Source organism: Candidatus Rickettsia kotlanii, from assembly GCA_030295365.1.
Taxonomy (GTDB): domain Bacteria; phylum Pseudomonadota; class Alphaproteobacteria; order Rickettsiales; family Rickettsiaceae; genus Rickettsia; species Rickettsia kotlanii.
In genome coordinates this window covers 39,009-64,804 of sequence record AP027062.1, presented here as the reverse complement: position 1 = coordinate 64,804, position 25,796 = coordinate 39,009, and the positions used below count along the sequence as shown (strand labels likewise).

Genomic DNA, 25,796 nt, shown 5'->3' with positions numbered 1-25,796 from the left:
TTAGGATATATACAATGGCAAAAGTAAGTTCTATAAAAAAGAACGAAAGTAGGAAAAAAAAATCACAAAGTTTACATAATAAACGTTTAGCACTAAAAAGTAAAATTTATGATAAAAATATTTCATTAGAAGAGCGTTTTTCTTTGGTAATGTCGCTTGCACAATTACCTAGAAATTCATCATCTACTAGAATAAGAAATAGATGTGAGCTTACAGGTAGACCAAGGGGTGTTACAAGAAAGTTTGGTATATCGAGGAATAAGCTTAGAGAATTAATAGGCAGAGGCTTAGTTCCTGGTGTAGTTAAGTCAAGTTGGTAAAAGTCGATAGGTAAATCATATGTCAATGACAGATAATGTAGCAGATATGTTAACTAGAATTAGAAATGCTTATAAAAGCAAATTGATAAATGTTTCTTTTCCTAGTTCTAAAATTAAAACTTCAATTTTAGATGTTTTGCAAAAAGAAGGCTATATAAGAGATTATATAACTACTCACAAAAATAATATTAGTTATACTGAGGTAGCTTTAAAATACTCTGTTAATGGCGATGCTTCTATATGCGAAATTCATAGAGTATCAAAGCCTGGAAAAAGAGTATATTCTGCTATTAAAGATTTGAAAGGATATTATAATAATATGGGTATATATATTCTTTCTACTCCTTACGGTGTTATGTCTGATAGAGAAGCTCATATTAAAAATGTCGGCGGCGAAGTAATTTGTAAAGTATTTTAAGGTAAAAAATGTCACGTGTTGGAAAATTGCCGATTACTATACCTGAAGGTGTAAAAATTGGTTTAAATGATTTAGAAGTAAAAATATCCGGACCTAAAGGCGAATTATCAAAAACTTTTAAAGGTAATATAGCAATTTCATTGGCAGAAAATAAGCTTTTAGTAAAACCTTTAGCCGCAAATAAAAATGCACGTGCTATGTGGGGTACTGCAAGAAGCATAATATCAAATATGGTTACCGGCGTTAAAGAAGGTTTTAAGCTTAAACTCGAAATTAACGGAGTTGGTTACAGGGCGATGGTGAAAGGTAAATATTTAAATTTAATGCTTGCTAAAAGCCATAATACAAAAATTGAAATACCTTCAGATATTAAAATAGAGATGCCTAAGCAAAATATTATTATTCTTGAGGGAACAGATAAAGAAAAATTAGGACAATTTGCTTCAATTATTGTAAAACAGAGACCACCTGAGCCTTATAAAGGAAAAGGAATTAAATTTGAAAATCAATTTATACCACGTAAAGAAGGTAAGAAAAATTAAATTTAAGAGTTAAATATGCGTAGTGCTAAGCTAAAATTTGAAAAAAGAAAAAGTAGAATAAGACATAAAATATCTAAAACATCTAATAGAGTTAGATTATCAATATTTAAGTCAGGTAGACATATATATGCACAAATTATTGATGATTCTAAGTCTATAACGATTGCTTCTGCTTCAACTTTAGATGAGAAAATAAAAAAATTAAAAAAATCGTGTTGTAATATTGAAAATGCTATCAAAGTAGGCAAAGAAATAGCAAAAAAAGCTGATTCTGCAGGGATAAAAGACGTAGTGTTTGATAGAGGCGGATATAAGTATCATGGTATTGTAAAAGCTCTAGCTGATGCAGCTAGAGAGAAAATAAAATTTTAGGTTATAAGGTTGTAGTAATGTCTAAAGTTAAAAAAAATGACGAGACTTTAAGTGAAGTTTTAGTTGATGTAAATAGAGTCACAAAAGTAGTAAAAGGCGGTAGAAGCTTTGCTTTTTCTGCTTATGTAGTTGTCGGTGATAAAGCCGGCAGAGTCGGAGCGGGACACGGAAAAGCTAAAGAAGTCAATGAAGCTCGAGGCAAGGCAAAACAAGCCGCTAAAAAGAGAATGATAAAAGTGCCGTTATATCAAAGTAGGACTATTCACCATGACGTTGTCGGTAAAAGTGGAGCTGCTAAAGTGATTTTAAGAAGAGCTAAAGCAGGTACAGGCGTTATAGCCGGAGGATCTATGAGAGCAATTTTTGACTCTTTAGGCGTTCATGATATTGTTGCTAAATCAATAGGTTCAACGAATGTTTACACAATGATTGCTGCAACATTTGATGCATTAAATAAACTTGCATCACCAAAGTCTATTGCTATGAGAAGAGATAAAAAAGTAAATGAAATATCTGTAAAATCTGCTAACATTCAAGTTAATGGATAATGTTGCGTAAGTAAGGTGAAGTTATGAATAATAAGATCAATAATATAAAAATTACTCAAGTTCAAAGTGCTATAGGCCGTAAGTATAATCAAAGATTGATATTAATTGGGCTTGGTTTAAACAAAATTAATAAGAGCGTTATTCTTGCAAATACTAATTCAATCAAAGGGATGGTTGAAAAAGTAAAGCATTTATTAAAAATAGAGGATATGTAATTAGAGTTTTTCAATGAAATTAAATGAATTATATAATAATATAGGTGCTAAAAAAAATAAGAAAAGAATAGCACGCGGTATTGGTAGTGGTAAAGGAAAAACCGGCGGTAGAGGAATTAAAGGTCAAAAATCTAGATCTGGCGTTGCAATAAAAGGCTTTGAAGGTGGTCAAACACCCATGATCAAAAGACTACCTAAAAGAGGATTTAATTGTATTTCAACTAAAAAATACAATATAATAAATATTTATAATATTGAAGAAGCATTAGCTGATGGGCGTTTAAGTACTGATGATACTATTACGAAAGAAAAATTGGTAGAAGCCGGAGTAGTTAATAATAAAAATAATAAGAAATTAGTGAAATTATTATCTATTTGTAGTGATGATTTCGCTGCTCCTCTATCATTAAAATTAGATGCTTATTCTTCTAAAGCTAAGGATTTAATCAAGAAAGTAGGTGGGAAATTATTATAGTATATGGGGCAGAATTTTTCTAAAAAATCTGGTAATGATTTAGTTAGTCGCATTGTTTTTACTATTCTCATTCTTATAGTATGTAGATTTGGGGCTTTTGTACCTATACCTGGTATAGATTCCATTGCTTTAAGTAGTGTGGCTGCAAAGAATCAATCTGGAATACTCGGAATGTTTAATATGCTATCCGGAGGGTCACTAGGTAGAATGTCCATTTTTGCTTTAGCAATTATGCCATATATTACCGCCTCAATTATTATCCAATTAATGTCGGTTGCATATAAACCTTTGGAAAATTTAAAAAAAGAAGGGGAAGTCGGCAAAAGAAAAGTAAATCAGCTATCGAGATATTTAACAGTTCTGCTTGCTGCTTTTCAGGCTTATGGAGTTGCTATAAGTTTAGAGTCGATTGTAACAAATACCGGTCCTGTAGTAATTTTAGCAGGTTTTTTCTTTAGAGTTACAACTGTAATTACTTTAGTTGTAGGCACGATGCTATTAATGTGGTTAGGAGAACAAATTACACAACGTGGAATAGGTAATGGTACGTCTTTAATTATATTTATAGGTATAATTTCGGGAGTACCTAGTGCTATTATTAGTATGTTTGAATTATCAAGAAAAGGAGTATTATCGCCTTTAATAGCGATAGCTGTTTGTATTGGGGTATTTGTGTTAATAGCTATAATTATTTTTTTTGAAAAAGCCCAAAGAAGGTTATTGGTGCAGTATCCTAAAAGACAAGTAGGAAATAAAATTTATGGAGGCGAAGCAACCCATATGCCGCTCAAGTTAAATACTTCTGGTGTAATACCTCCAATATTTGCTAGTTCAATTTTACTATTTCCTGCTACGCTTGCTAATTTTTCTAATAGTAATTCAGAAACTATGGGCATGCTTACTTATTACTTAGGGCATGGAAAACCTGTGTATATTTTATTATATGTAGCATTAATTATGTTTTTTAGTTTTTTTTATACTGCAATAGTATTTAATTCTGAAGAAACTGCTAATAATTTAAGAAAATACGGTGCTTATATTCCAGGTAAAAGACCAGGAAAAAGTACGTCTGATTATTTTGATTATATACTTACAAGGCTTACGGTTATAGGTGGGATATATTTAAGTGTAATATGTGTAATTCCGGAGCTATTAATGAATAAATATGTAATCTCTCTTTCTTTAGGAGGTACGAGTTTTTTAATTGTAGTGAATGTGGTACTTGATACTATGACTCAGATTCAAACTTACTTATTTAGTAGTAAGTATGAAGGTTTAATGAAGAAAGTAAAATTAAAAAATTAAAGATGAGCTTAAGTAGTGATAGTAATTTTTTTAGGTCCTCCAGGAGCGGGAAAGGGAACACAAGGAAAAAAGATAGCTAAAAAAATTGATTTATCACATATAGCAATCGGTGATATATTTAGAACAATTATTAAAACATCAACTAGTAAAGCAGAGTTAATTAATAATTATGTTAAGCAAGGGGAGCTTATCCCTAATGGAATAGTTAATCAAGTAATCAAAAATTTTTTATTATCCTCTGAATATAAAAACGGTTACATATTAGATGGATATCCGCGTAATTTAGAGCAAGCGAAATTTTTTGAATCATTTATTAAAGAAAAAATTAAAATAATATATTTTGATGTTTCAGATGAATTATTAATTAAAAGAATTTTAGGAAGATATAATTGTAAAAATTGCGGTAAAATATATAATAGTTACTTCTTGCAGCCTAAAACTGATAATGTATGTGATATTTGCGGTTCAAGTACATTTGATTATAGAAAAGACGATAATGAAGAAGTAATAAAAAAAAGAATTGAAGTATATAAAACAGAAACATATCCGTTAATAGGTTATTATAAAAATAGTGGTAATTTTTATATAGTTAATGGAAGTAAAAATGAACAAGAAATAGAAATTGATATACAGAAAATACTAAAAATAAATTGACTTTATCAAAGATTTTTATATTATTTTTTAGTTACTAGTAAAATTTTGGAGATTATTTGTGGCGAGAATTGCAAGTGTTAATATTCCTGATAATAAACGTTTAGTTGTAAGTTTAACTTACATTTACGGTCTTGGGCCTACTATTGCAGCAGAGATCTGTAATAAAGCAAAAATATCGAAAGATAAAAAAGTAAAAGAATTGACAGATCAAGAGTTAGTAAGCTTACGTAATATTATTGAAAGTGAGTATAAAGTTGAGGGTGATTTAAGACGAGAAGTTACGCTTAATATTAAGAAAAAGAGAGATATAAGATGTTATCAAGGACTTAGACATATACGTAAGTTGCCGGTGAGAGGACAGAACACGCATTCTAATGCTCGAACTAGAAAAGGTAAAGCTATTGCGATAGCCGGAAAGAAAAAAGCTGTAAAATAATAGTTTAAGTATAGAGTATAAATAATGAATCAGACGGTTAAAGTTAAGAAAAAGAAAAAAACTATCACTCTTGGTGTTGTGCATATCCGAGCATCATTTAATAATACTATAGTAACATTTACTGATGTCCAAGGTAATACTATTTCTTCTGCATCGGCAGGAGGTAATGGGTTTAAAGGGGCAAGAAAAGCAACACCTTATGCAGCTCAAGTAACAATTGATAGAGCATCGGAAAAAGCAAAGGAATATGGTCTAAAAACTATTTCTATTAGGATTGGAGGACCGGGGGCTCAGCGTGAATCAGCAATGAGAGCTTTATTCGGACAAAATTTTGTGGTTACATCAATTTTAGATGTATCATCAATTGCTCATAATGGAGTAAGACCGCCAAAAAGAAGAAGAGTATAAGAGAATCATAGGTATTAAATGTTATTGTTAAGTAAAAATTGGAATACTTTAATAAAGCCGAATAAAGTCGCTTATGAAAATTTTCCAGAAACCAATAATAAAGCTAAAATTGTAGTTGAACCTTTAGAAAGAGGCTTTGGTTTAACACTCGGTAATGCTATGAGAAGAGTATTACTTTCTTCTTTACAAGGAGCAGCTATCACTTCTATAAAGATTCCTGCTATAGAACATGAATTTTCTTCTATACCCGGTGTAAAAGAAGATGTATCGGAAATGATTTTAAACATTAAAGGTATTGAAGTAAAAATGTATGTTGCGGAAAAACGTATCATGAAATTAAAAGCAACAGGACCTTGTGTTGTAACGGCCGGTATGATTGAAACAGGTCATGATGTAGAAATACTGAATCCGGATCATGTAATTTGTGATCTAGCTAAGGACAAGCAGCTTGAAATGGAATTAACTTGCAAGGTTGGTAAAGGATATGTACTTAGCACAAATAGTTATGAGGATAATTTACCTATTGGTGAAATAGCTATAGATGCTTTATTTAATCCGGTAAAGAGTGTTACTTATAAGGTAGAAAATACTAGGGTAGGTCAGGTTACTGATTATGATAAATTAATTATGTTGGTAGAAACTAACGGTGATTTATTGCCTGAAATGGCTGTAGGTTTAGCTGCACGTATTTTACAGGAGCAATTACAATTATTTATTTCTTTTGAAGAACAGGAAGAAGATAAGCAAGTTAAAACTGATGCTTTACCATTTTCACCTTATTTACTTAAGAGGGTTGATGAATTGGAATTATCGGTTAGATCGGCAAATTGTTTGAAAAATGATAATATAATATATATAGGGGATCTAGTAAAAAGAACGGAATCCGATATGCTGAGAACTCCAAATTTTGGTAGAAAATCTTTAAATGAGATTAAAGAAATATTGGCAAAGTTTAATTTAAGATTCGGTATGGATATACCGGATTGGCCACCGGAAAATATTCAGGAATTATCTAAACGTTATGAAGATTCTTATAATTAAGGACTAAAAAATGCGACATAAAATTAAAGGCAGAAAGTTAAATGTAACAAGTAGTCATCGGCAAGCAATGCTCGCTAATATGGCTGTAGCGCTTGTAACCCATGAGCAAATTAAAACTACTTTACCAAAAGCTAAGGAATTAAGACCTTATATTGAAACTCTAATTACTAAAGCTAAAAAAGCTGATTTAACGGTAAGAAGAAGCGTTTTATCAAAAATAAAAGATAAAACAGCAGTAGAAAAGCTTATAAATATTTTAGGTACCAGATATAAAGATAGACCTGGCGGTTATACTAGAATAATAAAAGCCGGATTCCGTTATGGTGATTTAGCACCGATAGCATATATTGAATTTGTAGATAGAGATATTAATGCTAAAGGAAATATACAGCAAGATGCTAATGAAGAAATTAAAAATTAAAATATAAGGGACTCGGTGATGGCTAATCATTCTTCAGCAAAAAAAGCTGCTAGACAAACAGTAAAAAGAACTCTAATCAATAAAAAACGATCTAGTGCAATAAAAACTTTTATAAAGAAAGTTGTACATGAAATCAGTCTTGGTAATAAAGAAAATGCTAATATAGCTTTATCTATTGCTCAGTCTAAGATAATGCAAGGTGTGAAAAAAAATATAATTAAATTAAATACCGCCTCAAGAAAAATCAGCAGATTATCAAGGCAAATAAAAAGTTTAAACGAAAGTAAATGATACTTTATAGTAATCTAAAAGCAAAAACTAATAAAATTTTGCTAAATTATTTATGTACTTCTTATTAATTATAAATGATGTTATTTTACTAATTAATAAAAAATATGGGCGATTAGCTCAGCTGGTAGAGTATCTCGTTTACACCGAGAGTGTCGGCGGTTCGAGTCCGTCATCGCCCACCAATCAAAAGTTTTTAGTATTTCAACGAAAATATCAAACAATGAGTGGAGCTTAAACTCAAGCTTTGCAGTTTTAAATGTTACAATAGTTAAACCTATTAAGAAAAACAGTATCTTTGTGAAATGCTAACTAAGTATATATTAGTTAATAATTTAATGCCATTGCTAGAAAATTACAAAGTAATTTTTTAAATTCCCAGGTTCTTCTATAGTTATAGTTTTTTATTGTGTAAATCAGGAAACATGTTCAATGTCATACAATAGACCTCTTCAGAAATTCTACTTCTAGAGGTAATTTGTATGTCGATCCTTACCACTCATCCTCACATACTAGTATGTACGCTCCGGTTCAAAGTGCAGTGTCTCTTTCAAATTCCTCTCTAAATCCTTATTTCTGAAGAAGTCTAATAAAGTTTATGTTAATTTGTTGACAAGAAGAAAATGAGAAGAGATTGTCCATTTAGAGATTGATATAGTTAGGGTTAAATAAAAATGGTATGCTATTAATTTGTCATCCCATGGCTTGATCACGGTATCCAAAACTTTTTGAGGTTGCCTGGATACCAGGAACAAGTCTTGGTATGACAGTTTATATCTTTTTTATCTCGCTTTAGCCATAGTTACGTATTAATATTACTACATTACTTGGCTATTGTTTTTGGAACCTGCGGTCAAGTAAGCTAGGATGACATAGGCGGAATCGATCCGCGTAATAATGCTATAGCGTGGTCAACAAGCCATGGTATAACACTGAATAAATTTCCTGATTCATACGATTTTTTAGAATCTTTCATATATAGCATAATTCATAAAGCTTGATACAAGCGAATTTTGTACTATTGCCTTTGCTCACATATTAATATACGCCTAGCTCGCTCGCCTTTAAATTTATCTTGTCAGCACCTTTCTGAATTCTACTGTAATTCTTTTCCGCATTATTTATTACTTTTGCCGTTATTTTTACTAGATTTTCAAAAAAATAGCAAAGTATAAATTGCATGAAGAAGTGGAAGTTAAAACAGCTAATAAAGTAAAATGATAGTTGTTTAAATACAATGTAACCAAAAGCTATTAATTTATTTAAAGTTAAAAAATTATTTGTTATTACAATTTTTAAACTTTTGCTTTAATTGTAATCAACTATTATTAATAAAAAATAACTTTTATGGAAGATATAGGCTCTGGGAAAAAAAGTGTGAAGTATACGTTTACGCTAAAAAATTACTTGATAAACTCGAAAATTTAAACACTAAAGTAAAAAATCCTATTGATATAGAGGAGGTTAAAAAAGGCATTTACTACGCTCGCAAATATCACGGTTCTCAAATACGTCAATCAGGTGATCCTTATTACTCCCATCCGATTGAGGTGATGACTATGCTTGCGGAGTTTGTAGCTGAAGCAGTTCCTAAGCTTTTTACGACCATAATGCTACAAGCTGTGTTACTTCATGATATTATTGAGGATATAGAATTAACTGAAGAAATGATTAATGGCATTTTTGGAGCAGAGGTAGCGAAATATGTAGAAGACCTAACTAGAATTAAACCTTACGGGAAAATCACTACTGAAGAAAGCTTCAATCTATTAATTAAACAGAAAAGATATAATACGGCACTTATAATAACTTTTTGATAGAATTCATAATATACAGACTTTAGGAGCGAAATCACTTGAAAAAGCTAAAAAAATTATTATGTATGATCTGTTCACTGGTGTAACCAAAGGTATTTTTTAATATATTACTACAATGTGAGTATGTACTACATCTATTATGGCTTTACCTACTATAGATGTTGCCATTGCAGCAACTGATACAAACATAAATGGAACTGTTGCAGAGGTGCTATAGTTGCCAACATAATACTACTTGCTATTAATCCGAGTACGCTAGCTGTGGTTTTATTAAAAAGAATCTTTCCTGTTACGTTGCTTATTTTCTTTATATTATCCCATGTTTTGAGGTCTTAATACTATTTATAATACTGGATGTTCTTGAGTTATTTTTTGTACTTTATACTCACTTTTATAAATAGTATTGGAGTGTTGTTCATGGTTTGTTAAGGCGTTTGTGCCTCTACTCATTAATTGTTGTATCCGTTCTTGCTCTATATATATAAATCATCTGTACTTTTTACTGTTTCTTGAGAAATTATATGCTCCAAGTTATGCCTTTGTATAACTTCTATATCATCCATACTTCTAAATATTGGAGGCTGCTTTTTAGGTACTGTGTCTATATTATTGGATAATGCCTTTACAATATCTAAATCTTTTTCTAGTGATTGTGCATATTTATTTTCTTCTTCTATAGGTCTTGCCATTTTATTCGCTCTATTTGTATGCCTTTAATCTATTTTAGGATGGCATTATATTAAAATTTGTTAATATAAATTACTTAAAATGCAAATTTAAGGTAAATCTTTATCATGAATTAGTGTTAATAGAGCAAAGAGAAATAAATAATAACATAAATTAACTAAAAGTGATTGTATTATTAAAAAATTCATATATTAATTAAGATACAACGTAATTTATTAATCATTATGTCAAATACGCTTAAGTTAGAAAATCACTATAATAAATTGTTACAAGATATTATGCTTAAAACATTAGAGCAGAATAAAACTGTAGCAACCTATTTAATACAAGAAGATTTTAGTAGTACTTTAGATGATCTGCAAAAAATAAACGAAAAGCTTGAAGAATATTGTAAGGTTTTTGCTCTGCTTGAAAGAATTAAAACCGAATTAGCTAAAGAAGATAAAGTATATAACTAATATATAAAAGGTGCAAGTTACATACATAGCCGCTCTTGAATAAGCATATATAAAGCTAGCATAGGTAAATCGTTTTAAAACCGGAAAATTTTTATAAAATATTGGACTAGTCGGGAATTCACTTGGAGAGAAAGTAACTACAATTAGTGGAATTAAGAGAATTTGCTAACCTTGTGTTATATTCTCTAATATTGATGGACTAGATAGAAGAAAAGTTAAAAATATCACTAATTGTGTTTTTAAAATTTTTAGTGGATGAAATTTATGGCATAAACACGTAAGTGCTAGTGCTACAAAAAATTCTACTATAGAAATAATGAAATTTTAATGTGTTACTGCTCCAGTGGTATAGTGTAACAAATCTTTAAGTATATTACTACAATGAATATAAACAAAATAAAACCATACTGGTTGTGCTAGTTGTGTTAAAAAATAATAGATTGCAGTCTTCTTATTAACTTTTTCTGCCATACAGGATTATTTTTTATCTTTGCTACATCAATTATATTACTATCTTTTATCGTTTCTTGTATTCTACGCTTAGCATCAACAAAATCCGGTGTTTCTCGCAAAGTAGTCCTAGCAGCATTACCTATTCATGCAATTCCTGCATCTACCCAAAAATGTAACTAAGGTTGCTGCGCCAAGGGCCACAGTTAATACTAAGCTAGCATACACCCCTACAAATGCTACGGCAGGAAAGTGTTTAAGAACTCCAACAGATTCCATTAAATATAATTTTGCTCCTACTCTTGCTCCCATGGATGACATACCTTGCACTACTATACGGCATATTGTTACTATCCAGGCACTAGCACACCTACTTGGGTATAAGTAGGAAGATTAGCCATAACGATGCAAGAAAATGATATTACAAATAGTGGTAATAATGACTGTGGATTTCCGAATAGATAGTAAGCCTATGCCTATAGTCTGTTTTTGTTCTCTGTTTAAACTTTTTTGTTTTTTTCGTATCCCCATTTTTTCTAAACAGTTAATTTATAGAAAGGTGGTATTAAGAAGATTTTAAGTCAAGGAAAAAGTTACAATGTTTTATAATTATACTTATTTAAAACTTCTTTGACTAATGAAGTTGTTATTTTTCTTTTGGAAATTAAAGCAAAATAGTTAATATTGTCTAATATTTCTATAATTTTAGAATATTCCCTAGGCAAATTTAATAAAAGAAAATCTATTATTTGCTCGGATATTGTTACCGAAGAAATAGCAAAATGCTTAAATATTAGAATTTTGATTAATTCATCGTCAGGTGAGTTTAATAGAATACTAAGTACTGATTTAATACGTGAAGATAAATCGGGTAAAGTAAAATTTCTGCTTTTATCAGATGTGGTAAGTAAAAGATATTTTTGTTTTTCGTTAATAATATTAAATATATGAAGTAATGTTGGTTCTTGCCAGTTTTCAATATCTTCAATGATGAAAGCATTATATTTTTCTGAAATTTCTTCATTAAAAAAAATATCTTTAATAATATAGGCATTGCTTAAATTTTGCCATATTTTGGTTAAATGAGTTTTACCTGACGAAGAAGGTCCTTGAATTAATAAAGTAAATTTATAAGGGTTAACGCCAAAGCCATGCTGCCAATTTTTTATAATATTATAAGCTTGATCGTTAGAACTAGAAACAATAAATTCATCAGGATGATATTGATTAGAAGTAGTAAAACGAAATATATATTGCTGCACTGTTATAAGAATTGTTTAGCTGTCTATTCGATAGAATTTGCTAGATTTATAAAATTTAATTAGATTCAAAAGTAAAATTTTTGTAATTCCTGCAATCGGTATAGCAAAAAATATTCCAATAATTCCTAATAAACTGCCGCAGGCAAAAATTGAGAATATAATCCAAAGAGGATGCAACCCTATTTTATCACCGATAATTTTAGGGGTAAAAATATAAGACTCGCAAATATTTCCAACTAGATAAATTATCATTATATATAGTAATTTGGTAGTTATACCAAAAGTTAAATAGCCGATAATTAGAGTTAAAAGAAACGATATAAAAGTACCAAGGAAAGGAATAATAACTAAAAATCCTGTTAAAATGCCAAGTAAAAGAGCGAGATCAATACCTATTACGGTAAATGCAATACTATAATAAGTAGATAATAATAAGCAAATATTTAGCTGTCCTCTTATGTAAGCAGATAACAGATTATTAATTGCCGATAATATCTCAAGGATTTTCGGTCGGGTTTTTATAGGTAATAATGATTTCATGTTTGCAATAATTTTAGCCCAATCACGTAGGAAATAGAATAATATTATAGGTATAAGTAAAAATAAAACAAATATGTTAATAGTTATTATAGTATAACGCCAAAAATTATTAGCAATACTGCCAAGTATAGTAAATATACTATTTATAAAATTGCTTAAAGAATTCTTAATTTTATCGGCAATATCAGGTTCTATCGAATAAATTTTTACCATTATAGGCGGTAATATTTCTGCCTGTAAATAATTGTTATATTTTGGAATATTATTTATAAAAGTGAAAATTTGTCCATAAATTATTGGCACTAAAATAGTTAAGCTTAAGAAAAATATGCTCAAAAATATCAGATAAATTATGCTTGATGCAAATTTATTTGATATTTTAAATTTTGATTCGATAAAACCTATAGCAGGTTGTAGTAAGTAAGATATTATAAATGCAATAAAAAATGGCTTTACTGCGTCTGAAATTAGCATAAAACCGCTTATAAAAAGCCCTAAAAAAACTAGCCAAAATATAACGGTTCTATTCATATTTTCTCATTTTCTATATGAAGATCAACTTTAAAAAGAGCTAGGCGTTCACAAGGCGAAGATCACAGTACTTAATACGTGAGAACTGAAGCTCTTGTAAAACGATGACGCCAATTTTTGAAGTTGATCGAGTATTAAGGTTTTTTAACTACTTGTACGGTAGCAGGACGAAGTAGTCTATCTCTAATTTTATATCCTGATTGCATTAAAGTAATAATACTATTCGGTGCATAATCAGGATGTTCTACCTGTGCAATTGCATTATGTAAGTTATAGTCGAACATTGATCCTATTTCTGGTTTTATTTCTTCAATATGGTGTTTATGAAAGATTTTGTCTAGCTCATCTTTAGTCATCTGAACGCCTGCAATAATATTTGTGACTTCTACATCAGAATTTGCCGGTTTATGTGCTAATGCTCTTGAAAGATTATCACTAACATTTAGTAGTTCTTTAGCAAATTTAGCAATTGCATAATCTTTTGCTTCGTCACGTGCTTTTTCTAAACGCTTTCTTGTATTGTCTATTTCGGCAGTAGTTCTTATTAGCTTATCTTTTAGCTCTTCAATCTCAGCTTTTAACGCTGTTATCTCTTCTGGATTTACCGTTTCAACTATCTCTTCAGCAATATCATTTATTGTTTGTTCATTATTTTCTATATTATCGTCTACCATATTATTTATACATTTATGTTCTTTTTTGAGATGTATATAGATATAATAAAAATTTTTTCAATGGTATACTCGTTTAATTTGAAAAATTAGTTTTGTTGTTTTATATTTTTTGATCCTCACGTATGTTGATGTACGCTGCGGTCCAACAATATGAAACGCCTTACTCTTTTCCAAATTAAACTTCGTCTACTATTTATTTTTACTTATGGAGCACAAATTGTATTATGAGACAGTCAGGAAGAAAAAGCAACCAATTACGTCCTATTTCATTAGAATTATCCCCGCTTATTAATGCGGAAGGTTCATGTCTTATTAAAATTGGTAATACACATGTCATGTGTAGTGCTACTTGTGAAACTACCGTACCGCCATTCTTGAGGGGACAAAATCAAGGTTGGATTACTGCCGAGTACGGTATGCTTCCCGGTTCTACATCACAGCGTATTAAAAGAGAAACGACATTCGGAAAACAAGGCGGAAGAACGCAAGAGATACAGCGTTTAATAGGTAGGGCGATGCGATGTGTAATTGACGTGAAGAAACTCGGCGAGAGGCAATTTATCATAGATTGTGATGTTATTAATGCTGACGGTGGTACTAGAACTGCAGCAATAACAGGGAGCTACGTAGCATTGCACCTAGCTATTAGGTCCTTGATGAAAAAGAGAGTTTTGAAGGTAAACCCGTTAATTAGTCAAATTGCGGCTATTTCTTGTGGTATATATAAAGGTGAGGCGGTACTAGATTTGGATTATTTAGAAGATAGTGATGCGGACGTGGATAGTAATTTTGTGTTTGCAGGTAACGGTAATTTAATCGAAGTACAAGGCACGGCAGAGAAAAATCCTTTTTCCGAAGAGCAGTTTTTAGCAATGTTAAAACTTGCTAAAGGCGGAGCTGCGGAATTATTTAAACTACAAAATCAGGTACTGCTTGGATCTTAGAAAGTTGCTAAGTGGGTCAGTTTTCCCGTCATTGCAATAATTTATAACATTTTTTTATTATTTCTCTGGATTGCTGTATCGCTTTACTCCTCGCAATGACGGTGCAATGTATCCACACAACCAATCTTCCGCGCGAATAACGTATTTATTAAGCGTATGAATTATCATTAAAAGCAATATGTTCACCTGATAATATAATTATCTTATCTCGATTGGTATTATTTATAAATACCTTATGATTAAGATCTGTTACTTTAACACTACTATGTAGTTCTAAGATTAATTCCGCAACATTGCCTAGGCTTTCAAACGTAACACGCTGATTAGCTCCAATGGTTATTTTATCAGGGGATATATTAATATTTGCTGTTCTACTTTCTTCGGTAAAAGTAATAGTTCTATATTTTGGATTGTTCATATTTTCCTCTTTGAATGAATTTTAAGTTATAAAATCATTACTATAATATTCCATATACTACTTCAATTAAAAATTTTTAACCTAGCTCTCTACTCAATTTATGATTGCCATCATAGTATATTTTTTAAATTTAAGCGGCTATGGTATTAAGATTATATTATTGTTTAGTATGCCTTATAATTATTTTTGATATTAATAAGGTACATGCTTTGGTATGGTTGTTAGAGTAGGGAAGATATAGATATATTGTAGGGGGTAATAAAGTTAATAAGGTATCAAAAAACGAGAAAAAGCAAAGAGAAGAAGCCGTTTTATATATAATAGCAAGAGTAGCTTATCTATGGGGATGCCTCAAAAAAGTAAGAGATCAGCCGAGTCTGCATGCAAAAATCTTACGACAAATAAAAAGATTAGAGCAGAAGATAGTAGAATTATCCTCTGATCAATATGAGAGCACTTTGTAAGTAGTACTGTAGAATACGGTATTACCGATAATCAAAATATTGGAGTACATTTTTTGTACAAAGAAGATAAATTTTTGAATGAAAAAAACATAAGCACGGATGCTTCTATTTACTATAAATTGAAGCTATTTAAAGGAAGCTATTTAAAGATAAAAATTTTGTTATTGCGGCTCAGCCTAAAATTTTAATCAGTAAGAGTAAAAAACTTAAAGAAGATTTTTTAGGCGAGATATCTTTACTAATGGGAATGTCTAAAAATATCCGCCTTGTTACTATTTTTAATCAAAATATATTTAGCTTTTGATATTCAATTAATATTAGTTCTAAGAAGATGTATTATAGTTTTTCTACTTGTGAAGGGATTAAATTTAAAATGGCATAATGCTTACAAGTTTTACAAAATACCATACTCGGCAAAATTATGGCTATATATAATAGTTCAGTTTATGAGCAGTTAGGAATTGCAAAGATAATTAATTTTGGTAAAGAGAATAGAAACTTGTTAACTGCTCAAATCGGTTATTTTTGGGATCAGAGTCTTTCAAATAAGCAATATAAAATATCAGGTATAAGTTTTTCAGCATGGTTAGATGTATAAATGAAGATATAATATTACAGATAATCAGAGATAAAACTTATTAGGTAAAAAACAAGCTAATAGTTTAAAAGCTATGACCGAAGAAGCAATTATCGATAATTAATGATTGATATATTATATATGAAAATAGAATATTGCCGCTAATAAGCAATATTTCTTATATTAAAATTTATAATTATTCTTATATACAAGCCTATGTAGTGAATGGTTATTGTATATATGAAGATGTTCATGGTAATACAAAACTGCTATAAATGATCTAAAAATATTGTTTAGTAATAATATTTTTAGAGCTATAATGCTGATCAAGAGATATTATTTTTATAAATTATTAGAAAAAATCTCGCCTATTTAACTAGTATCAAAGCAAAATATGTTCTTGAATTTAAAGTTGGACCGATTATTGCTAAGAATATTAATTATACCAATAAAATAATAATATTTTTCGTCGTGTTTATAGCCACATTGATTTATCTGCCGGTTTTATTTTATGTTGCTAATAATATAAGCTATTGTTTGCACAATATTTTAAAATCTCTGTTATTTATAAGGACAGTAAGATAATCACCTTCGGTGGGGTTATATGGATTGAAAAGTGTATCCGGTGTCATACCGTGGTTTCACGGTATTCAGAAAATAATTAAAAATACTAATATTAGTATTTTTAACTGGATCCCGCGATCAAGTTGCGGGATGACAGAGGTAGAATCGCTTCACAAAACAAGTAGTACTAAAAATCATTCGGTGGAATCACAAATTTTTCAAAATGAGCAGAAAGCTTTACCGGTTTATACAGTTTTAGTATCGTTATATAAAAAATTAAGTAAGTTAAGGTCAATAATTAAAAATATTTCATTAATTAATTGTCCAAAAGATAAGCTAGGCGTTAAAATTATTATCGAAGATGACAATTATTTGATGATTAAAGAAATAGTGTTATATAATTTATCGTCTTATTTTCATGTTATATCTGTTCCAAAAAGTCTACCAAACACTAAGCTGAAAGCCCTTAATTGTGCTCTAGAATATTCACGTGGCGAGTATCTAGTAGTATATGATGCTGAAGATAAACCTGAACAGCTACTTAAAGCTCTAGCAATGTTTAAAAACTTGCCTCTAGAATATGCTTGTCTTCAAGCTAAGCTTAATTTTTATAATAAAAATGAGAATATTTTAACCAAAATGTTTAATATAGAATATAGTTTATGGTTTGAATATATCTTGAAAGGATTAAGTTTGCTAAAACTTCCTACATCTCTTGGGGGTACTAGTAATAATAATCATTTTAAAACGGATATATTAAATAAGCTTGGCAGATGGGATGTTTATAATGTAACAGAAGATGCCGGTCTTGGTATAAGAATTGACTCACAGAACTATAAAGTAGCTATTCGTGATTCCTATACTCTAAAAGAAGCTCCGAATAGTTTAGGTAATTTGCTAAATCAAAGATCACGTTGGATTCAAGGCTTTTTGTAAACATTTTTGGTATTTAAAGTACAAAAAAATACCAAAAGTTTACTTTGTCGCAAGTAATAACAATTTATATTTTCATCGGCTTATCTACTTATAATTTTTGGAGTTTACCCTTTATAATATTTTCTATTGTTATAAATAAAAATCTATAATTAATTATTTATGGCTTATTAATAGTATTTTTCGCTTTTATATCTATATGGTACAGCTCTATATATGATTAAAAAATTCTTTAAAAAGCGGGAAAGTAAAATTTCAGGATATAGTAGCTTTGATCTTATGGGCTAGTTATTTTATATTACATACTGTAGCTTCATATAAAGCAGTATTTGAAATAATTTTCTACCCTTTGAATTTGAAATGGCGTAAAACTAAACACGGCACTAGTTTAGAGGATTTTGAGAAAGAATAGACCTCTAATAAAAAAATTTTTATTCTTACCCCTTGAACTAACAAAAATAAAACATATATAAGTATGTGCATATTAAAGATTTAATAATTATTGGAGGTTAAAATGTCTTTTAAACCATTACATGATAGAATTGCAATAAAGCCTATCGAACAAGAAGAAAAAACTAAAGGTGGAATTATTATTCCGGATACTGCAAAAGAAAAGCCGATGCAAGGCGAAGTAGTAGCCGTAGGTAATGGTATTCGTAATCAAAAAGGCGAAATTCATCCTTTAGAGCTAAAAGTAGGCGATAAAGTTTTATACGGTAAATGGGCAGGCACCGAAATTGAAATTAAGGGCACAAAACTGATCGTTATGAAAGAAAGCGACGTATTTGGTATTATTAATTAATTATTTATTTATTTTAAGGAGAAATTAAATATGACAACAAAACTTATTAAACACGGCTCAAAAGCTCGTGAGCAAATGCTAGAAGGTATTGATATACTTGCAGATGCAGTAAAAGTTACTTTAGGTCCAAAAGGCAGAAATGTACTTATCGAGCAATCATTCGGTTCACCAAAAATTACCAAAGACGGTGTGACAGTTGCAAAATCGATCGAGTTAAAAGATAAAATTAGAAATGCGGGAGCTCAGCTATTAAAATCCGCTGCTACAAAAGCTGCAGAAGTAGCCGGTGATGGTACTACTACAGCTACGGTACTTGCTAGAGCTTTGGCTCGTGAGGGTAATAAGCTAGTAGCTGCCGGTTATAATCCTATGGATTTAAAGCGTGGTATGGATTTAGCGGTAAACACAGTAGTAGAAGAAATTAAAAAATCCAGTAAAAAAATCAATAGCCAAGAGGAAATCGCACAAGTCGGTACTATCTCTTCAAACGGTGATAAGGAAATCGGTGAGAAAATTGCCAAGGCAATGGAAGAAGTTGGTAAGGAAGGCGTGATAACTGTTGAAGAAGCAAAGAATTTTAGTTTCGATGTTGAAGTAGTTAAAGGTATGATGTTTGATAGAGGTTATCTATCACCATATTTTGTAACAAATTCTGAGAAAATGGTTGCTGAGCTTGAAAATCCTTTCATCTTAATATTTGAGAAAAAATTATCAAATTTACAACCAATGTTACCTATACTTGAGGCTGTAGTACAATCACAACGTCCGCTATTAATTATTGCTGAGGATGTTGAAGGCGAAGCTCTTGCAACGCTTGTAGTCAATAGATTACGTGGTGGTTTAAAAGTTGCGGCAGTAAAAGCTCCCGGTTTCGGCGATAGAAGAAAAGCAATGATGGAAGATATTGCTATCCTAACTAAAGGTGAGCTTATTACTGAAGATTTAGGTATGAAGCTTGAAAATGTGAGTATTAAGAGTCTAGGGACGGCAAAAAGAGTAACAATTTCTAAAGAAAATACCATAATTGTTGACGGTAACGGTGATAAGAAAAATATTGAAGATAGAGTATTACAAATTAAATCTCAAATAGCTGAAACTACTTCTGATTATGATAAAGAAAAACTACAAGAGCGTTTAGCTAAACTTTCCGGTGGTGTTGCCGTATTAAAGGTTGGCGGTGCTACGGAAGTTGAAGTGAAAGAGCGTAAAGATCGTGTTGAAGATGCACTTGCTGCTACAAGAGCGGCAGTTGAGGAAGGTGTTGTTGCCGGTGGCGGTGTAACATTACTTCATGCATCACAACCTTTAACAAAGCTTAAAGTAGAGAATAAGGATCAACAAGCAGGTATTGAAATAGTAATAGAAGCTTTAAAAGATCCGCTAAAACAGATTGTTGAAAATGCCGGTGAAAACGGTGGCGTAGTAGTTGGTAAATTACTAGAACATAAGGATAAAAATTATGGTTTTAATGCTCAAGATATGCAATATGTTGATATGATTAAAGCAGGAATTATTGATCCGGCTAAAGTAGTGCGTACCGCGCTTCAAGATGCTGCTTCTGTTGCTTCGTTAATTATTACCACGGAAGCTTTAATTGTTGATGAACCTTCTGATAAGGCAGAGCCAATGCCAATGCGTGGCGGTATGGGCGGTATGGGCGGTATGGATTTCTAAGTCTATATTTCTTATAAGATAGGTTATGCAATAGATCTAATAAACCTGTTTTGTTGTGTTGCTCATTTCCTTCATTGTAAAGAGGCATTGTTGCGTGGACTGCAAAACCTGTTCAATGTCATATCGTGGTTTAACCACGGTATCCAGAAGACAACTCAACTAAAAATATAATATTAGCATTTTAAACTGGATCCTGCTACAAGCTTGCAGGATGACAATTAAGAAACTGGGCTACGCAGACAATGTCTGCTCTGCAATGACGATTTTAACAATGTGCAGTACAACACATTATTAAGTCGAGTAAGGGCACTGAAAAACTGATTTATGCAACAAATGGGTTTTAAAGCGATTCTTTGCTTAATTTGAAAATAAACTTTGTAATAAAACTCTTCCTCAAAAAATAAAATATAGGATTTCTTGCAAGTATTTTTTAATTAATTATAATAGCTCAACCTTTGGTATTTATCCTATGGGACTGTTAACAAAGTAATTTTAAAGCTCATTAAATTCTTTTTAGCTGCAAATTATAAGATTTAATTTTTGTTTAAAAATCTCTTTAATTATCAATTAAAGTTATTTTGTTCACAGCCTTATATAGGATGATCGAAAGGTTTAAAGCGGTTTTACGCTTTAATTATTAAGAATAGATTTCTTGTTGCAGTTATAGGCAAGGTTAATCTATAATATATATATTCGTTTAATTTAAGAAATTAGTAATAACTGTTTCTAGCTTTTGGTCGGTTAAACTATGCTAACTAAAATTAGTAAGGTTTTAGAAAAATTACTATTCTTATTTTAAAAAATCTTATAATTTATACAATTAAGAAAGACTAAAATTTATATATCAAACTTAAAAAATTAGGTTCTAAAAGCAGTCTAAGTAATGTGAATTTAGGATAAAAAATAAAATAATAGGGTAGCGCGAAGCTCGCCACAAACTTAGTTTTTCCTATTAATATTAATTAAAGCTGGGTTTTATTAATATTTACTAAAAATAGCAAATTAATTAGAAATATTAATAGAACTTAATCAAATTTATTGCTTTAATTGGTGTTTAGTTATTCGTAAGTATAACTATTAACTGGATTAGTATAAATGAGGTAGTTTTGCTTCAAAGGGTTATTAAACATTTAAGTCATAATTTATCTAAACATGATATTGCTGCTCAAATAACAGGTAGGATCAAACATCCAATATCAATTTTATATAAATTATATCGTAACGGTATAAAGTTAGAAGAATTAACAGATATTTTTGTGATAAGCATAGTGGTAATAGATGAAGAGAAATGTTATAAAGCTTTAAAAGTAGTTCATGATCTTTATGAGTATGAAAAGGATAAATTTAAAAATTATATTCTTAATCCTAAACCAAACGGCTATCAATCTTTGCATACTATTATCATAACTGAGGATAATGATAAAATAGAGGTACAAATACGTGATCATAAGATGCATTATCATGCAGAGAGCAGTGAAGCTGAAATATAAAAATAGTTTTTAGCTGGTATACACTTCTTTTTTTCTAAAGTATATGCCTACTCCTTTAGGAAAAAGGTTGAAATAATGAATGTCCAAGATGAAAGACGGCTTCTATCTTGGGTACAAATTTAATTTATTTTTTTATTTTGTATTATTTTGAAGTTGAAAAAAGAAATTGCGTAAACCAACTTTTTGAAATATTGCTTTTGCTATGAGTAAGAAGCTTGCTATAGTTTCTTTTACTGTTTCTAAAACCTTGTCCGTAGATTTAGCATTTATAAGTTTGTAAATTATGTAGGCGATCAAATACTTTAATAAGTGCGATATCATATCTTTGTTCTTGGGTTAATAAATTTAACATTTCACCGGAGCTAATTTTACCGTACGGCTTAATTCTTGTTAAACGTTCTACGCTATTGGTAATATTCTTATCAAAAATTTTGCTAATATCAGTATGTTGTAAGTATTATATCCTCTGTAGTATCATGAAGAAGGGCAACATTTATCATATATGATTTGCAAAGTTTAGGCTCTTCAAGAGCTGTAAAATCTGCAAGCATGATTGCAGCTTCTATAGGATGAGAATAATAGGCTTCCCTGATTGACACATTTGAGCAACATGATATTTATAAGTATAATAAAGACCTTCCTCAAATTTTTTTCTGCCAAATATCAATATCTTCCATAAACCTACTAATTATTTAAACTTCTTTTAAAAGGAGTATATGCATACAATTAGTATAAAATATTTTTATAAGAAAATTAATAAGATTTTAGCAAAACATAATATTTGTTTTTTAAATTTATTGATAATCAATAGTTAAGCACAAGTTAAACTATATCTTGATTTTTAAATAGGATTATATTTTGGTGATTTTTTACACAGTTACATTACATTAATATTAATTTTTGTTAACATGATAAATTGAATATATTACTATAATAATAGCTAGTGTCTTAAGTAAAACTTAATAAAAAGAAAAGCATTTTTTATTTATTCTCAAATATTTTTTTCACTTTAGTGGTTTATAACTTCTGGTAATGTATTAAAAATTTAGTAAGCATTGTTAATTGTAAAGATAGATTATTATTTAATCTATTTTTATATATTGCAATACAATTTAAATTAAGGGTAAATTATGACTAAAAAACTAGTTGATCACAAAATAGCTCCTAATAAAGTAGAGTACGATAAGAAATTTTTGCATGTCTTAGGTATTCCCCCATATTATGGGGCAGTAACCTTACCGAAGACAATGGCTTGAGTTTGTGAAGAATTAAAGTTGTTAAAGGATAGCTCACAGAAAAATGAGATGGAAGGAGGGAAAAATTCTTATGCAGAAATGTGACAATTTTCATCTGACAAAACATTTGATTGGAGAGATGGAAGCAAGTACCATCATGTTCATAAAGTAAAAGCCGGTGAGATATACATTGGGATTATACCATGGCACATAAAACACGTGGTTATACATATGTGATCACTGATCATCTTTCTACGGATTACTCAATAATTCTTCCGGAAAGAGAAGCAGGATTTCGCGTTCTTTTAGAAAGATGGATAGTCGCTGATACTGGCATAGTATTTCATCAATCATAGGTTCTTGAATATGAAGCAAGTTTAGGCAGTGAAGGACCTGGACATGGGAACCATCATCACAATGCTTAATTAAGCTTTAAAGCAACTTAGTAGCGAATGGTTATGCGCTAAGCGACTCAAAGCTTTGTTGTGCGGATACCCAAGTCGTCATTGCGAGGAAAAATTGAAAATTTTGACAAAGCAATCTCAGACCAAAATCTTGAGATTGCCAAGCTTCTTTCAGTTGCTTGCAATGACGGTTTAGTATCCACGCAACAAAGCTTAAATCCTTGCATTACTTCTACTTAAAGCTTTTAGGCCTTCCTTTAAGCCGTCTTTTATAAATGAAATTTTAGCTTGTTTGCCGTCTGCGGTAATTAGTTCTATATAATTATCGTTTGATAAAATCATGTCTAGATCGTCTTTTGTAATAATAGCTAAAGCCTGACAGCCGTTTACTGTACAATTTACGTATTTTCCGGCTGCTATTCGTTTGTCACCGCTATTAATAATTGTACCTGCCGGAATTTGAACATTTGACGGGACTATTTCTATTATTTTTAATTCCTGTTCTTCTTGTTCCCCATTGAAATAACCTATGTGATAAATGGCTAATATTTCCTTTTCCTTATCTGTCTCTAGATTGTTAATTTGTTGTGATAAGAAGCAAAGTTGTTTTTTCTCATTATTAAGAGTACAATTTAAAGTCCAAGCTCCGTACTTTTTTGGTGCTGTTGATGCGTTGACATTTCCTATGCTATACAAAACAAAAGTGCTGGTTATTATAAATAATCCACTAAAAACAAAAGCAATTTTTTTTATACAATCTTTCATATAATTTTTAACCTTTTTAAAATATTTTCTTTTCCTAAAATTTCTGCAATCTCAAATACACTAGGTGATGCAGTCATACCTGTTATTAAAGCTCTTACCGGTTTCATAATGTCATTCAGCTTTAAGTCGTTTGCTGCTGCTATTTCTTTAAATTTATTCTGTACGGATTCCTTATCAAACTGCTCAAGTTCGCTTAAGTTTTCTATAATTTGTTTGATTAAATTCTTATCGCAATTTTCTATAATTTCTTTTGAATCTTGGTTGTAGATGATAGGCGAATCTACTAGATAAATTTGAGCAAGGCGTGTTAGTTCTAGTAATGTCGCACTTCTAACTAACAAGCTTGGCATTGCTTGTTTGATATAGCCTATTTCCTGCTCACTAACCTTAAACTTCTTTGGCAACTCTACTGTTAGGGGTAATTTGTACGTCAATCCGGTACTCGCGTCCTCACGTATGTCTATATACGCTGCGGTGCTGTGTTCCGTGTTCCCTTCCAATTCCTTCCTATAAGCGAGCTTCCGAAGAAGTTTATTATAATTTTGTTCTAATATCTCTACAGTCTTTGAAGTTAAGCTATCATTGTCAAGCATTCTTAAGTAATGAGCGTTAAGGCTATTCATCTTGGCAAAATCAAGCTTAGAAGGTGATTTACCAAGTGAATCAAGATTAAACCAGTCTATAGCCTGAGTCATTGAGATAATTTCATCGTCGCCGTGACTCCATCCAAGACGCAGTAAATAATTACATAAACTTTCCGGTAAATATCCCATGTCCTTATAAGCTTCAACGCCTAATGCTCCATGCCTTTTGGATAATTTTGCTCCGTCTGCTCCATGAATTAACGGTATATGGGTCATGCTCGGTACTGCATATCCGAAAGCCTGATAAATAGCGAGTTGTCTTGCTGCATTGGTTAAATGATCGTCACCTCTAATAATATGAGTTATACCCATATCATGATCGTCTACTACAACGGCTAGCATGTAAGTAGCAGTGCCGTCTGCTCTTAATAGTACCATATCGTCTATATGAGAGTTTTCAATTACTACCTCACCTTGTAAGGTGTCATGAATTGTTATGCTACCCTCTCTTGGAGTTTTGAGACGTATTACCGGCTTAATATCAGTAGGATAGATAGATGGATCTTTATCACGCCACTCGCTATTAAAAATAAAATGCTGTTTATTTTCTAAAGCTTGTTGTCGCTGTCTTTCTATTTCTTCTTGGCTAGTAAAACAATAATATGCTTTACCGTTTTGCAGTAATTTTAGTGCAGCTTCTTTGTAAAGATTATTACGTTTAGACTGGAATATAACCTCACCGTTCCAATCAAGCCCTAGCCATTTTAGACCTGAGAATATAGCTTCTACCGCTTCTTTAGTTGACCTTTCTTTATCAGTGTCTTCAATGCGAAGCAAGAACTTACCGTTATGATGCCTTGCGAACAAATAATTAAAAAGGGCGGTTCTTGCTGAACCTATATGTAAAAATCCCGTTGGTGACGGAGCAAATCGAGTAATTACGCTATTAGTCATTTATTATCTTTTTTAAATATATACTAAGAACTGTGTCATACTGTGGTTTGACCACGGTATCCAGAAAACAACTAAACATACTAGTAATATTTAGTATGTTTAACTGGATCCTGTGATCAAGTCAGC

General features: G+C 30.7%; 30 protein-coding genes, 1 tRNA gene and 2 pseudogenes. 25 read left to right on the top strand and 8 right to left on the bottom strand.

What is annotated here, in order from left to right; all coding sequences use genetic code 11:
• The first annotated feature begins 14 nt into the window (after positions 1-14).
• The 16 genes and pseudogenes from rpsN to QUD19_RS00280 form a co-directional block, all read left to right on the top strand.
• The gene (rpsN, locus tag QUD19_RS00355; RefSeq protein ID WP_008580947.1) at positions 15-320 is read left to right on the top strand and encodes a 30S ribosomal protein S14; all 306 of its coding nucleotides are present in this window, start codon (positions 15-17) and stop codon (positions 318-320) included.
• Between the two features lie 19 nt (positions 321-339).
• A complete protein-coding gene (gene rpsH / locus QUD19_RS00350) occupies positions 340-738 on the top strand; it encodes a 30S ribosomal protein S8 (RefSeq protein ID WP_498808150.1) in 399 nt (132 codons plus the stop codon).
• 8 nt (positions 739-746) lie between these two features.
• Positions 747-1,280 carry a 50S ribosomal protein L6 gene (gene rplF, locus QUD19_RS00345; RefSeq protein WP_498808149.1) on the top strand — a complete coding sequence of 178 codons (534 nt, stop codon included), beginning with the start codon at positions 747-749 and terminating at the stop codon, positions 1,278-1,280.
• Positions 1,281-1,295: 15 nt separating this feature from the next.
• The gene (gene rplR / locus QUD19_RS00340) at positions 1,296-1,652 is read left to right on the top strand and encodes a 50S ribosomal protein L18 (protein WP_498808148.1); all 357 of its coding nucleotides are present in this window, start codon (positions 1,296-1,298) and stop codon (positions 1,650-1,652) included.
• A 17-nt stretch (positions 1,653-1,669) separates the two neighbouring features.
• Positions 1,670-2,200 (top strand): 30S ribosomal protein S5, encoded by a 531-nt coding sequence (gene rpsE, locus QUD19_RS00335; protein ID WP_498808147.1) that lies wholly within the window; start codon positions 1,670-1,672, stop codon positions 2,198-2,200.
• A gap of 23 nt (positions 2,201-2,223) precedes the next feature.
• The gene (gene rpmD / locus QUD19_RS00330; RefSeq protein WP_498808146.1) at positions 2,224-2,415 is read left to right on the top strand and encodes a 50S ribosomal protein L30; all 192 of its coding nucleotides are present in this window, start codon (positions 2,224-2,226) and stop codon (positions 2,413-2,415) included.
• A gap of 13 nt (positions 2,416-2,428) precedes the next feature.
• Complete coding sequence (rplO, locus tag QUD19_RS00325) at positions 2,429-2,890, top strand: 50S ribosomal protein L15 (RefSeq protein ID WP_498808145.1); 462 nt, start codon at positions 2,429-2,431, stop codon at positions 2,888-2,890.
• A gap of 3 nt (positions 2,891-2,893) precedes the next feature.
• Positions 2,894-4,195: a preprotein translocase subunit SecY gene (gene secY, locus QUD19_RS00320; protein ID WP_498808144.1), complete on the top strand. Its 1,302-nt coding sequence runs from the start codon at positions 2,894-2,896 to the stop codon at positions 4,193-4,195.
• Positions 4,196-4,210: 15 nt separating this feature from the next.
• A complete protein-coding gene (locus tag QUD19_RS00315; protein WP_498808143.1) occupies positions 4,211-4,849 on the top strand; it encodes an adenylate kinase in 639 nt (212 codons plus the stop codon).
• Positions 4,850-4,907: 58 nt separating this feature from the next.
• Positions 4,908-5,285, top strand: a complete 378-nt coding sequence (gene rpsM, locus QUD19_RS00310) for a 30S ribosomal protein S13 (protein WP_498808142.1) — start codon at positions 4,908-4,910, stop codon at positions 5,283-5,285.
• Positions 5,286-5,309: 24 nt separating this feature from the next.
• Complete coding sequence (rpsK, locus tag QUD19_RS00305) at positions 5,310-5,693, top strand: 30S ribosomal protein S11 (RefSeq protein ID WP_498808141.1); 384 nt, start codon at positions 5,310-5,312, stop codon at positions 5,691-5,693.
• Between the two features lie 18 nt (positions 5,694-5,711).
• On the top strand, positions 5,712-6,734 hold the full coding sequence (locus QUD19_RS00300) for a DNA-directed RNA polymerase subunit alpha (protein WP_498808140.1): 1,023 nt from the start codon (positions 5,712-5,714) through the stop codon (positions 6,732-6,734).
• Between the two features lie 10 nt (positions 6,735-6,744).
• Positions 6,745-7,155 carry a 50S ribosomal protein L17 gene (gene rplQ, locus QUD19_RS00295; protein WP_103897619.1) on the top strand — a complete coding sequence of 137 codons (411 nt, stop codon included), beginning with the start codon at positions 6,745-6,747 and terminating at the stop codon, positions 7,153-7,155.
• A gap of 18 nt (positions 7,156-7,173) precedes the next feature.
• On the top strand, positions 7,174-7,446 hold the full coding sequence (gene rpsT, locus QUD19_RS00290) for a 30S ribosomal protein S20 (protein ID WP_392506771.1): 273 nt from the start codon (positions 7,174-7,176) through the stop codon (positions 7,444-7,446).
• 106 nt (positions 7,447-7,552) lie between these two features.
• Positions 7,553-7,628, top strand: a tRNA-Val gene (locus tag QUD19_RS00285).
• A 1,162-nt stretch (positions 7,629-8,790) separates the two neighbouring features.
• A pseudogene (locus QUD19_RS00280) lies at positions 8,791-9,321 on the top strand (HD domain-containing protein); the annotation flags it as partial.
• Positions 9,322-9,733: 412 nt separating this feature from the next.
• On the opposite strand, the gene QUD19_RS00275 reads toward QUD19_RS00280, so the two are convergent.
• Positions 9,734-9,949, bottom strand: coding sequence for a hypothetical protein (locus QUD19_RS00275; RefSeq protein ID WP_498808139.1), 216 nt, complete (start codon positions 9,947-9,949; stop codon positions 9,734-9,736).
• Between the two features lie 222 nt (positions 9,950-10,171).
• On the opposite strand from QUD19_RS00275, the gene QUD19_RS00270 reads away from it, so the two are divergent.
• Positions 10,172-10,405, top strand: coding sequence for a hypothetical protein (locus QUD19_RS00270; RefSeq protein ID WP_498808138.1), 234 nt, complete (start codon positions 10,172-10,174; stop codon positions 10,403-10,405).
• Positions 10,406-10,830: 425 nt separating this feature from the next.
• On the opposite strand, the gene QUD19_RS00265 is transcribed toward QUD19_RS00270, so the two are convergent.
• The 4 genes from QUD19_RS00265 to grpE form a co-directional block, all read right to left on the bottom strand.
• Complete coding sequence (locus tag QUD19_RS00265; RefSeq protein ID WP_498808137.1) at positions 10,831-10,977, bottom strand: hypothetical protein; 147 nt, start codon at positions 10,975-10,977, stop codon at positions 10,831-10,833.
• Positions 10,978-11,448: 471 nt separating this feature from the next.
• Complete coding sequence (locus QUD19_RS00260) at positions 11,449-12,117, bottom strand: HdaA/DnaA family protein (protein WP_498808136.1); 669 nt, start codon at positions 12,115-12,117, stop codon at positions 11,449-11,451.
• A 15-nt stretch (positions 12,118-12,132) separates the two neighbouring features.
• On the bottom strand, positions 12,133-13,188 hold the full coding sequence (locus tag QUD19_RS00255; protein ID WP_498808135.1) for an AI-2E family transporter: 1,056 nt from the start codon (positions 13,186-13,188) through the stop codon (positions 12,133-12,135).
• Positions 13,189-13,322: 134 nt separating this feature from the next.
• Positions 13,323-13,862 carry a nucleotide exchange factor GrpE gene (grpE, locus tag QUD19_RS00250; RefSeq protein WP_498808134.1) on the bottom strand — a complete coding sequence of 180 codons (540 nt, stop codon included), beginning with the start codon at positions 13,860-13,862 and terminating at the stop codon, positions 13,323-13,325.
• Between the two features lie 224 nt (positions 13,863-14,086).
• On the opposite strand from grpE, the gene rph reads away from it, so the two are divergent.
• The gene (rph, locus tag QUD19_RS00245) at positions 14,087-14,806 is read left to right on the top strand and encodes a ribonuclease PH (protein ID WP_498808133.1); all 720 of its coding nucleotides are present in this window, start codon (positions 14,087-14,089) and stop codon (positions 14,804-14,806) included.
• Positions 14,807-14,954: 148 nt separating this feature from the next.
• On the opposite strand, the gene QUD19_RS00240 is transcribed toward rph, so the two are convergent.
• Entirely contained in the window at positions 14,955-15,224 is a 270-nt protein-coding gene (locus QUD19_RS00240) for a hypothetical protein (RefSeq protein WP_498808132.1), read from the bottom strand.
• A 517-nt stretch (positions 15,225-15,741) separates the two neighbouring features.
• On the opposite strand from QUD19_RS00240, the pseudogene QUD19_RS00235 reads away from it, so the two are divergent.
• From QUD19_RS00235 to QUD19_RS00205, 7 genes and pseudogenes are all read left to right on the top strand, one after another.
• Positions 15,742-16,286: pseudogene (locus tag QUD19_RS00235) on the top strand (hypothetical protein).
• A gap of 588 nt (positions 16,287-16,874) precedes the next feature.
• On the top strand, positions 16,875-17,765 hold the full coding sequence (locus tag QUD19_RS00230; RefSeq protein WP_498808131.1) for a glycosyltransferase family 2 protein: 891 nt from the start codon (positions 16,875-16,877) through the stop codon (positions 17,763-17,765).
• 268 nt (positions 17,766-18,033) lie between these two features.
• Positions 18,034-18,174, top strand: coding sequence for a hypothetical protein (locus QUD19_RS00225; protein WP_498808130.1), 141 nt, complete (start codon positions 18,034-18,036; stop codon positions 18,172-18,174).
• Between the two features lie 102 nt (positions 18,175-18,276).
• Complete coding sequence (locus QUD19_RS00220; protein ID WP_014363181.1) at positions 18,277-18,564, top strand: co-chaperone GroES; 288 nt, start codon at positions 18,277-18,279, stop codon at positions 18,562-18,564.
• A gap of 30 nt (positions 18,565-18,594) precedes the next feature.
• Complete coding sequence (groL, locus tag QUD19_RS00215) at positions 18,595-20,238, top strand: chaperonin GroEL (protein ID WP_498808129.1); 1,644 nt, start codon at positions 18,595-18,597, stop codon at positions 20,236-20,238.
• A gap of 1,106 nt (positions 20,239-21,344) precedes the next feature.
• The gene (locus tag QUD19_RS00210; RefSeq protein ID WP_498808128.1) at positions 21,345-21,728 is read left to right on the top strand and encodes a RelA/SpoT-related domain-containing protein; all 384 of its coding nucleotides are present in this window, start codon (positions 21,345-21,347) and stop codon (positions 21,726-21,728) included.
• Between the two features lie 1,130 nt (positions 21,729-22,858).
• Positions 22,859-22,984 (top strand): hypothetical protein, encoded by a 126-nt coding sequence (locus QUD19_RS00205; protein WP_498808127.1) that lies wholly within the window; start codon positions 22,859-22,861, stop codon positions 22,982-22,984.
• Positions 22,985-23,580: 596 nt separating this feature from the next.
• On the opposite strand, the gene QUD19_RS00200 is transcribed toward QUD19_RS00205, so the two are convergent.
• Together QUD19_RS00200 and gltX are read right to left on the bottom strand one after the other, a co-directional pair.
• Positions 23,581-24,132, bottom strand: coding sequence for an invasion associated locus B family protein (locus tag QUD19_RS00200; RefSeq protein WP_498808126.1), 552 nt, complete (start codon positions 24,130-24,132; stop codon positions 23,581-23,583).
• Complete coding sequence (gltX, locus tag QUD19_RS00195; protein WP_498808125.1) at positions 24,129-25,670, bottom strand: glutamate--tRNA ligase; 1,542 nt, start codon at positions 25,668-25,670, stop codon at positions 24,129-24,131. The genes QUD19_RS00200 and gltX overlap by 4 nt, the downstream gene beginning before the upstream one ends.
• Positions 25,671-25,796: the final 126 nt, after the last annotated feature.

What these genes read in the sequence shown, in the direction of transcription:
- rpsN (WP_008580947.1), top strand. Translation starts at nt 15, where the DNA reads ATGGCAAAAGTAAGTTCTATAAAAAAGAACGAAAGTAGGAAAAAAAAA.
- rpsH (WP_498808150.1), top strand. Translation starts at nt 340, where the DNA reads ATGTCAATGACAGATAATGTAGCAGATATGTTAACTAGAATTAGAAAT.
- rplF (WP_498808149.1), top strand. Translation starts at nt 747, where the DNA reads ATGTCACGTGTTGGAAAATTGCCGATTACTATACCTGAAGGTGTAAAA.
- rplR (WP_498808148.1), top strand. Translation starts at nt 1,296, where the DNA reads ATGCGTAGTGCTAAGCTAAAATTTGAAAAAAGAAAAAGTAGAATAAGA.
- rpsE (WP_498808147.1), top strand. Translation starts at nt 1,670, where the DNA reads ATGTCTAAAGTTAAAAAAAATGACGAGACTTTAAGTGAAGTTTTAGTT.
- rpmD (WP_498808146.1), top strand. Translation starts at nt 2,224, where the DNA reads ATGAATAATAAGATCAATAATATAAAAATTACTCAAGTTCAAAGTGCT.
- rplO (WP_498808145.1), top strand. Translation starts at nt 2,429, where the DNA reads ATGAAATTAAATGAATTATATAATAATATAGGTGCTAAAAAAAATAAG.
- secY (WP_498808144.1), top strand. Translation starts at nt 2,894, where the DNA reads ATGGGGCAGAATTTTTCTAAAAAATCTGGTAATGATTTAGTTAGTCGC.
- rpsK (WP_498808141.1), top strand. Translation starts at nt 5,310, where the DNA reads ATGAATCAGACGGTTAAAGTTAAGAAAAAGAAAAAAACTATCACTCTT.
- QUD19_RS00300 (WP_498808140.1), top strand. Translation starts at nt 5,712, where the DNA reads ATGTTATTGTTAAGTAAAAATTGGAATACTTTAATAAAGCCGAATAAA.
- rplQ (WP_103897619.1), top strand. Translation starts at nt 6,745, where the DNA reads ATGCGACATAAAATTAAAGGCAGAAAGTTAAATGTAACAAGTAGTCAT.
- rpsT (WP_392506771.1), top strand. Translation starts at nt 7,174, where the DNA reads ATGGCTAATCATTCTTCAGCAAAAAAAGCTGCTAGACAAACAGTAAAA.
- QUD19_RS00275 (WP_498808139.1), bottom strand. Translation starts at nt 9,949, where the DNA reads ATGGCAAGACCTATAGAAGAAGAAAATAAATATGCACAATCACTAGAA.
- QUD19_RS00270 (WP_498808138.1), top strand. Translation starts at nt 10,172, where the DNA reads ATGTCAAATACGCTTAAGTTAGAAAATCACTATAATAAATTGTTACAA.
- QUD19_RS00255 (WP_498808135.1), bottom strand. Translation starts at nt 13,188, where the DNA reads ATGAATAGAACCGTTATATTTTGGCTAGTTTTTTTAGGGCTTTTTATA.
- grpE (WP_498808134.1), bottom strand. Translation starts at nt 13,862, where the DNA reads ATGGTAGACGATAATATAGAAAATAATGAACAAACAATAAATGATATT.
- rph (WP_498808133.1), top strand. Translation starts at nt 14,087, where the DNA reads ATGAGACAGTCAGGAAGAAAAAGCAACCAATTACGTCCTATTTCATTA.
- QUD19_RS00240 (WP_498808132.1), bottom strand. Translation starts at nt 15,224, where the DNA reads ATGAACAATCCAAAATATAGAACTATTACTTTTACCGAAGAAAGTAGA.
- QUD19_RS00220 (WP_014363181.1), top strand. Translation starts at nt 18,277, where the DNA reads ATGTCTTTTAAACCATTACATGATAGAATTGCAATAAAGCCTATCGAA.
- groL (WP_498808129.1), top strand. Translation starts at nt 18,595, where the DNA reads ATGACAACAAAACTTATTAAACACGGCTCAAAAGCTCGTGAGCAAATG.
- QUD19_RS00205 (WP_498808127.1), top strand. Translation starts at nt 22,859, where the DNA reads ATGACTAAAAAACTAGTTGATCACAAAATAGCTCCTAATAAAGTAGAG.
- QUD19_RS00200 (WP_498808126.1), bottom strand. Translation starts at nt 24,132, where the DNA reads ATGAAAGATTGTATAAAAAAAATTGCTTTTGTTTTTAGTGGATTATTT.
- gltX (WP_498808125.1), bottom strand. Translation starts at nt 25,670, where the DNA reads ATGACTAATAGCGTAATTACTCGATTTGCTCCGTCACCAACGGGATTT.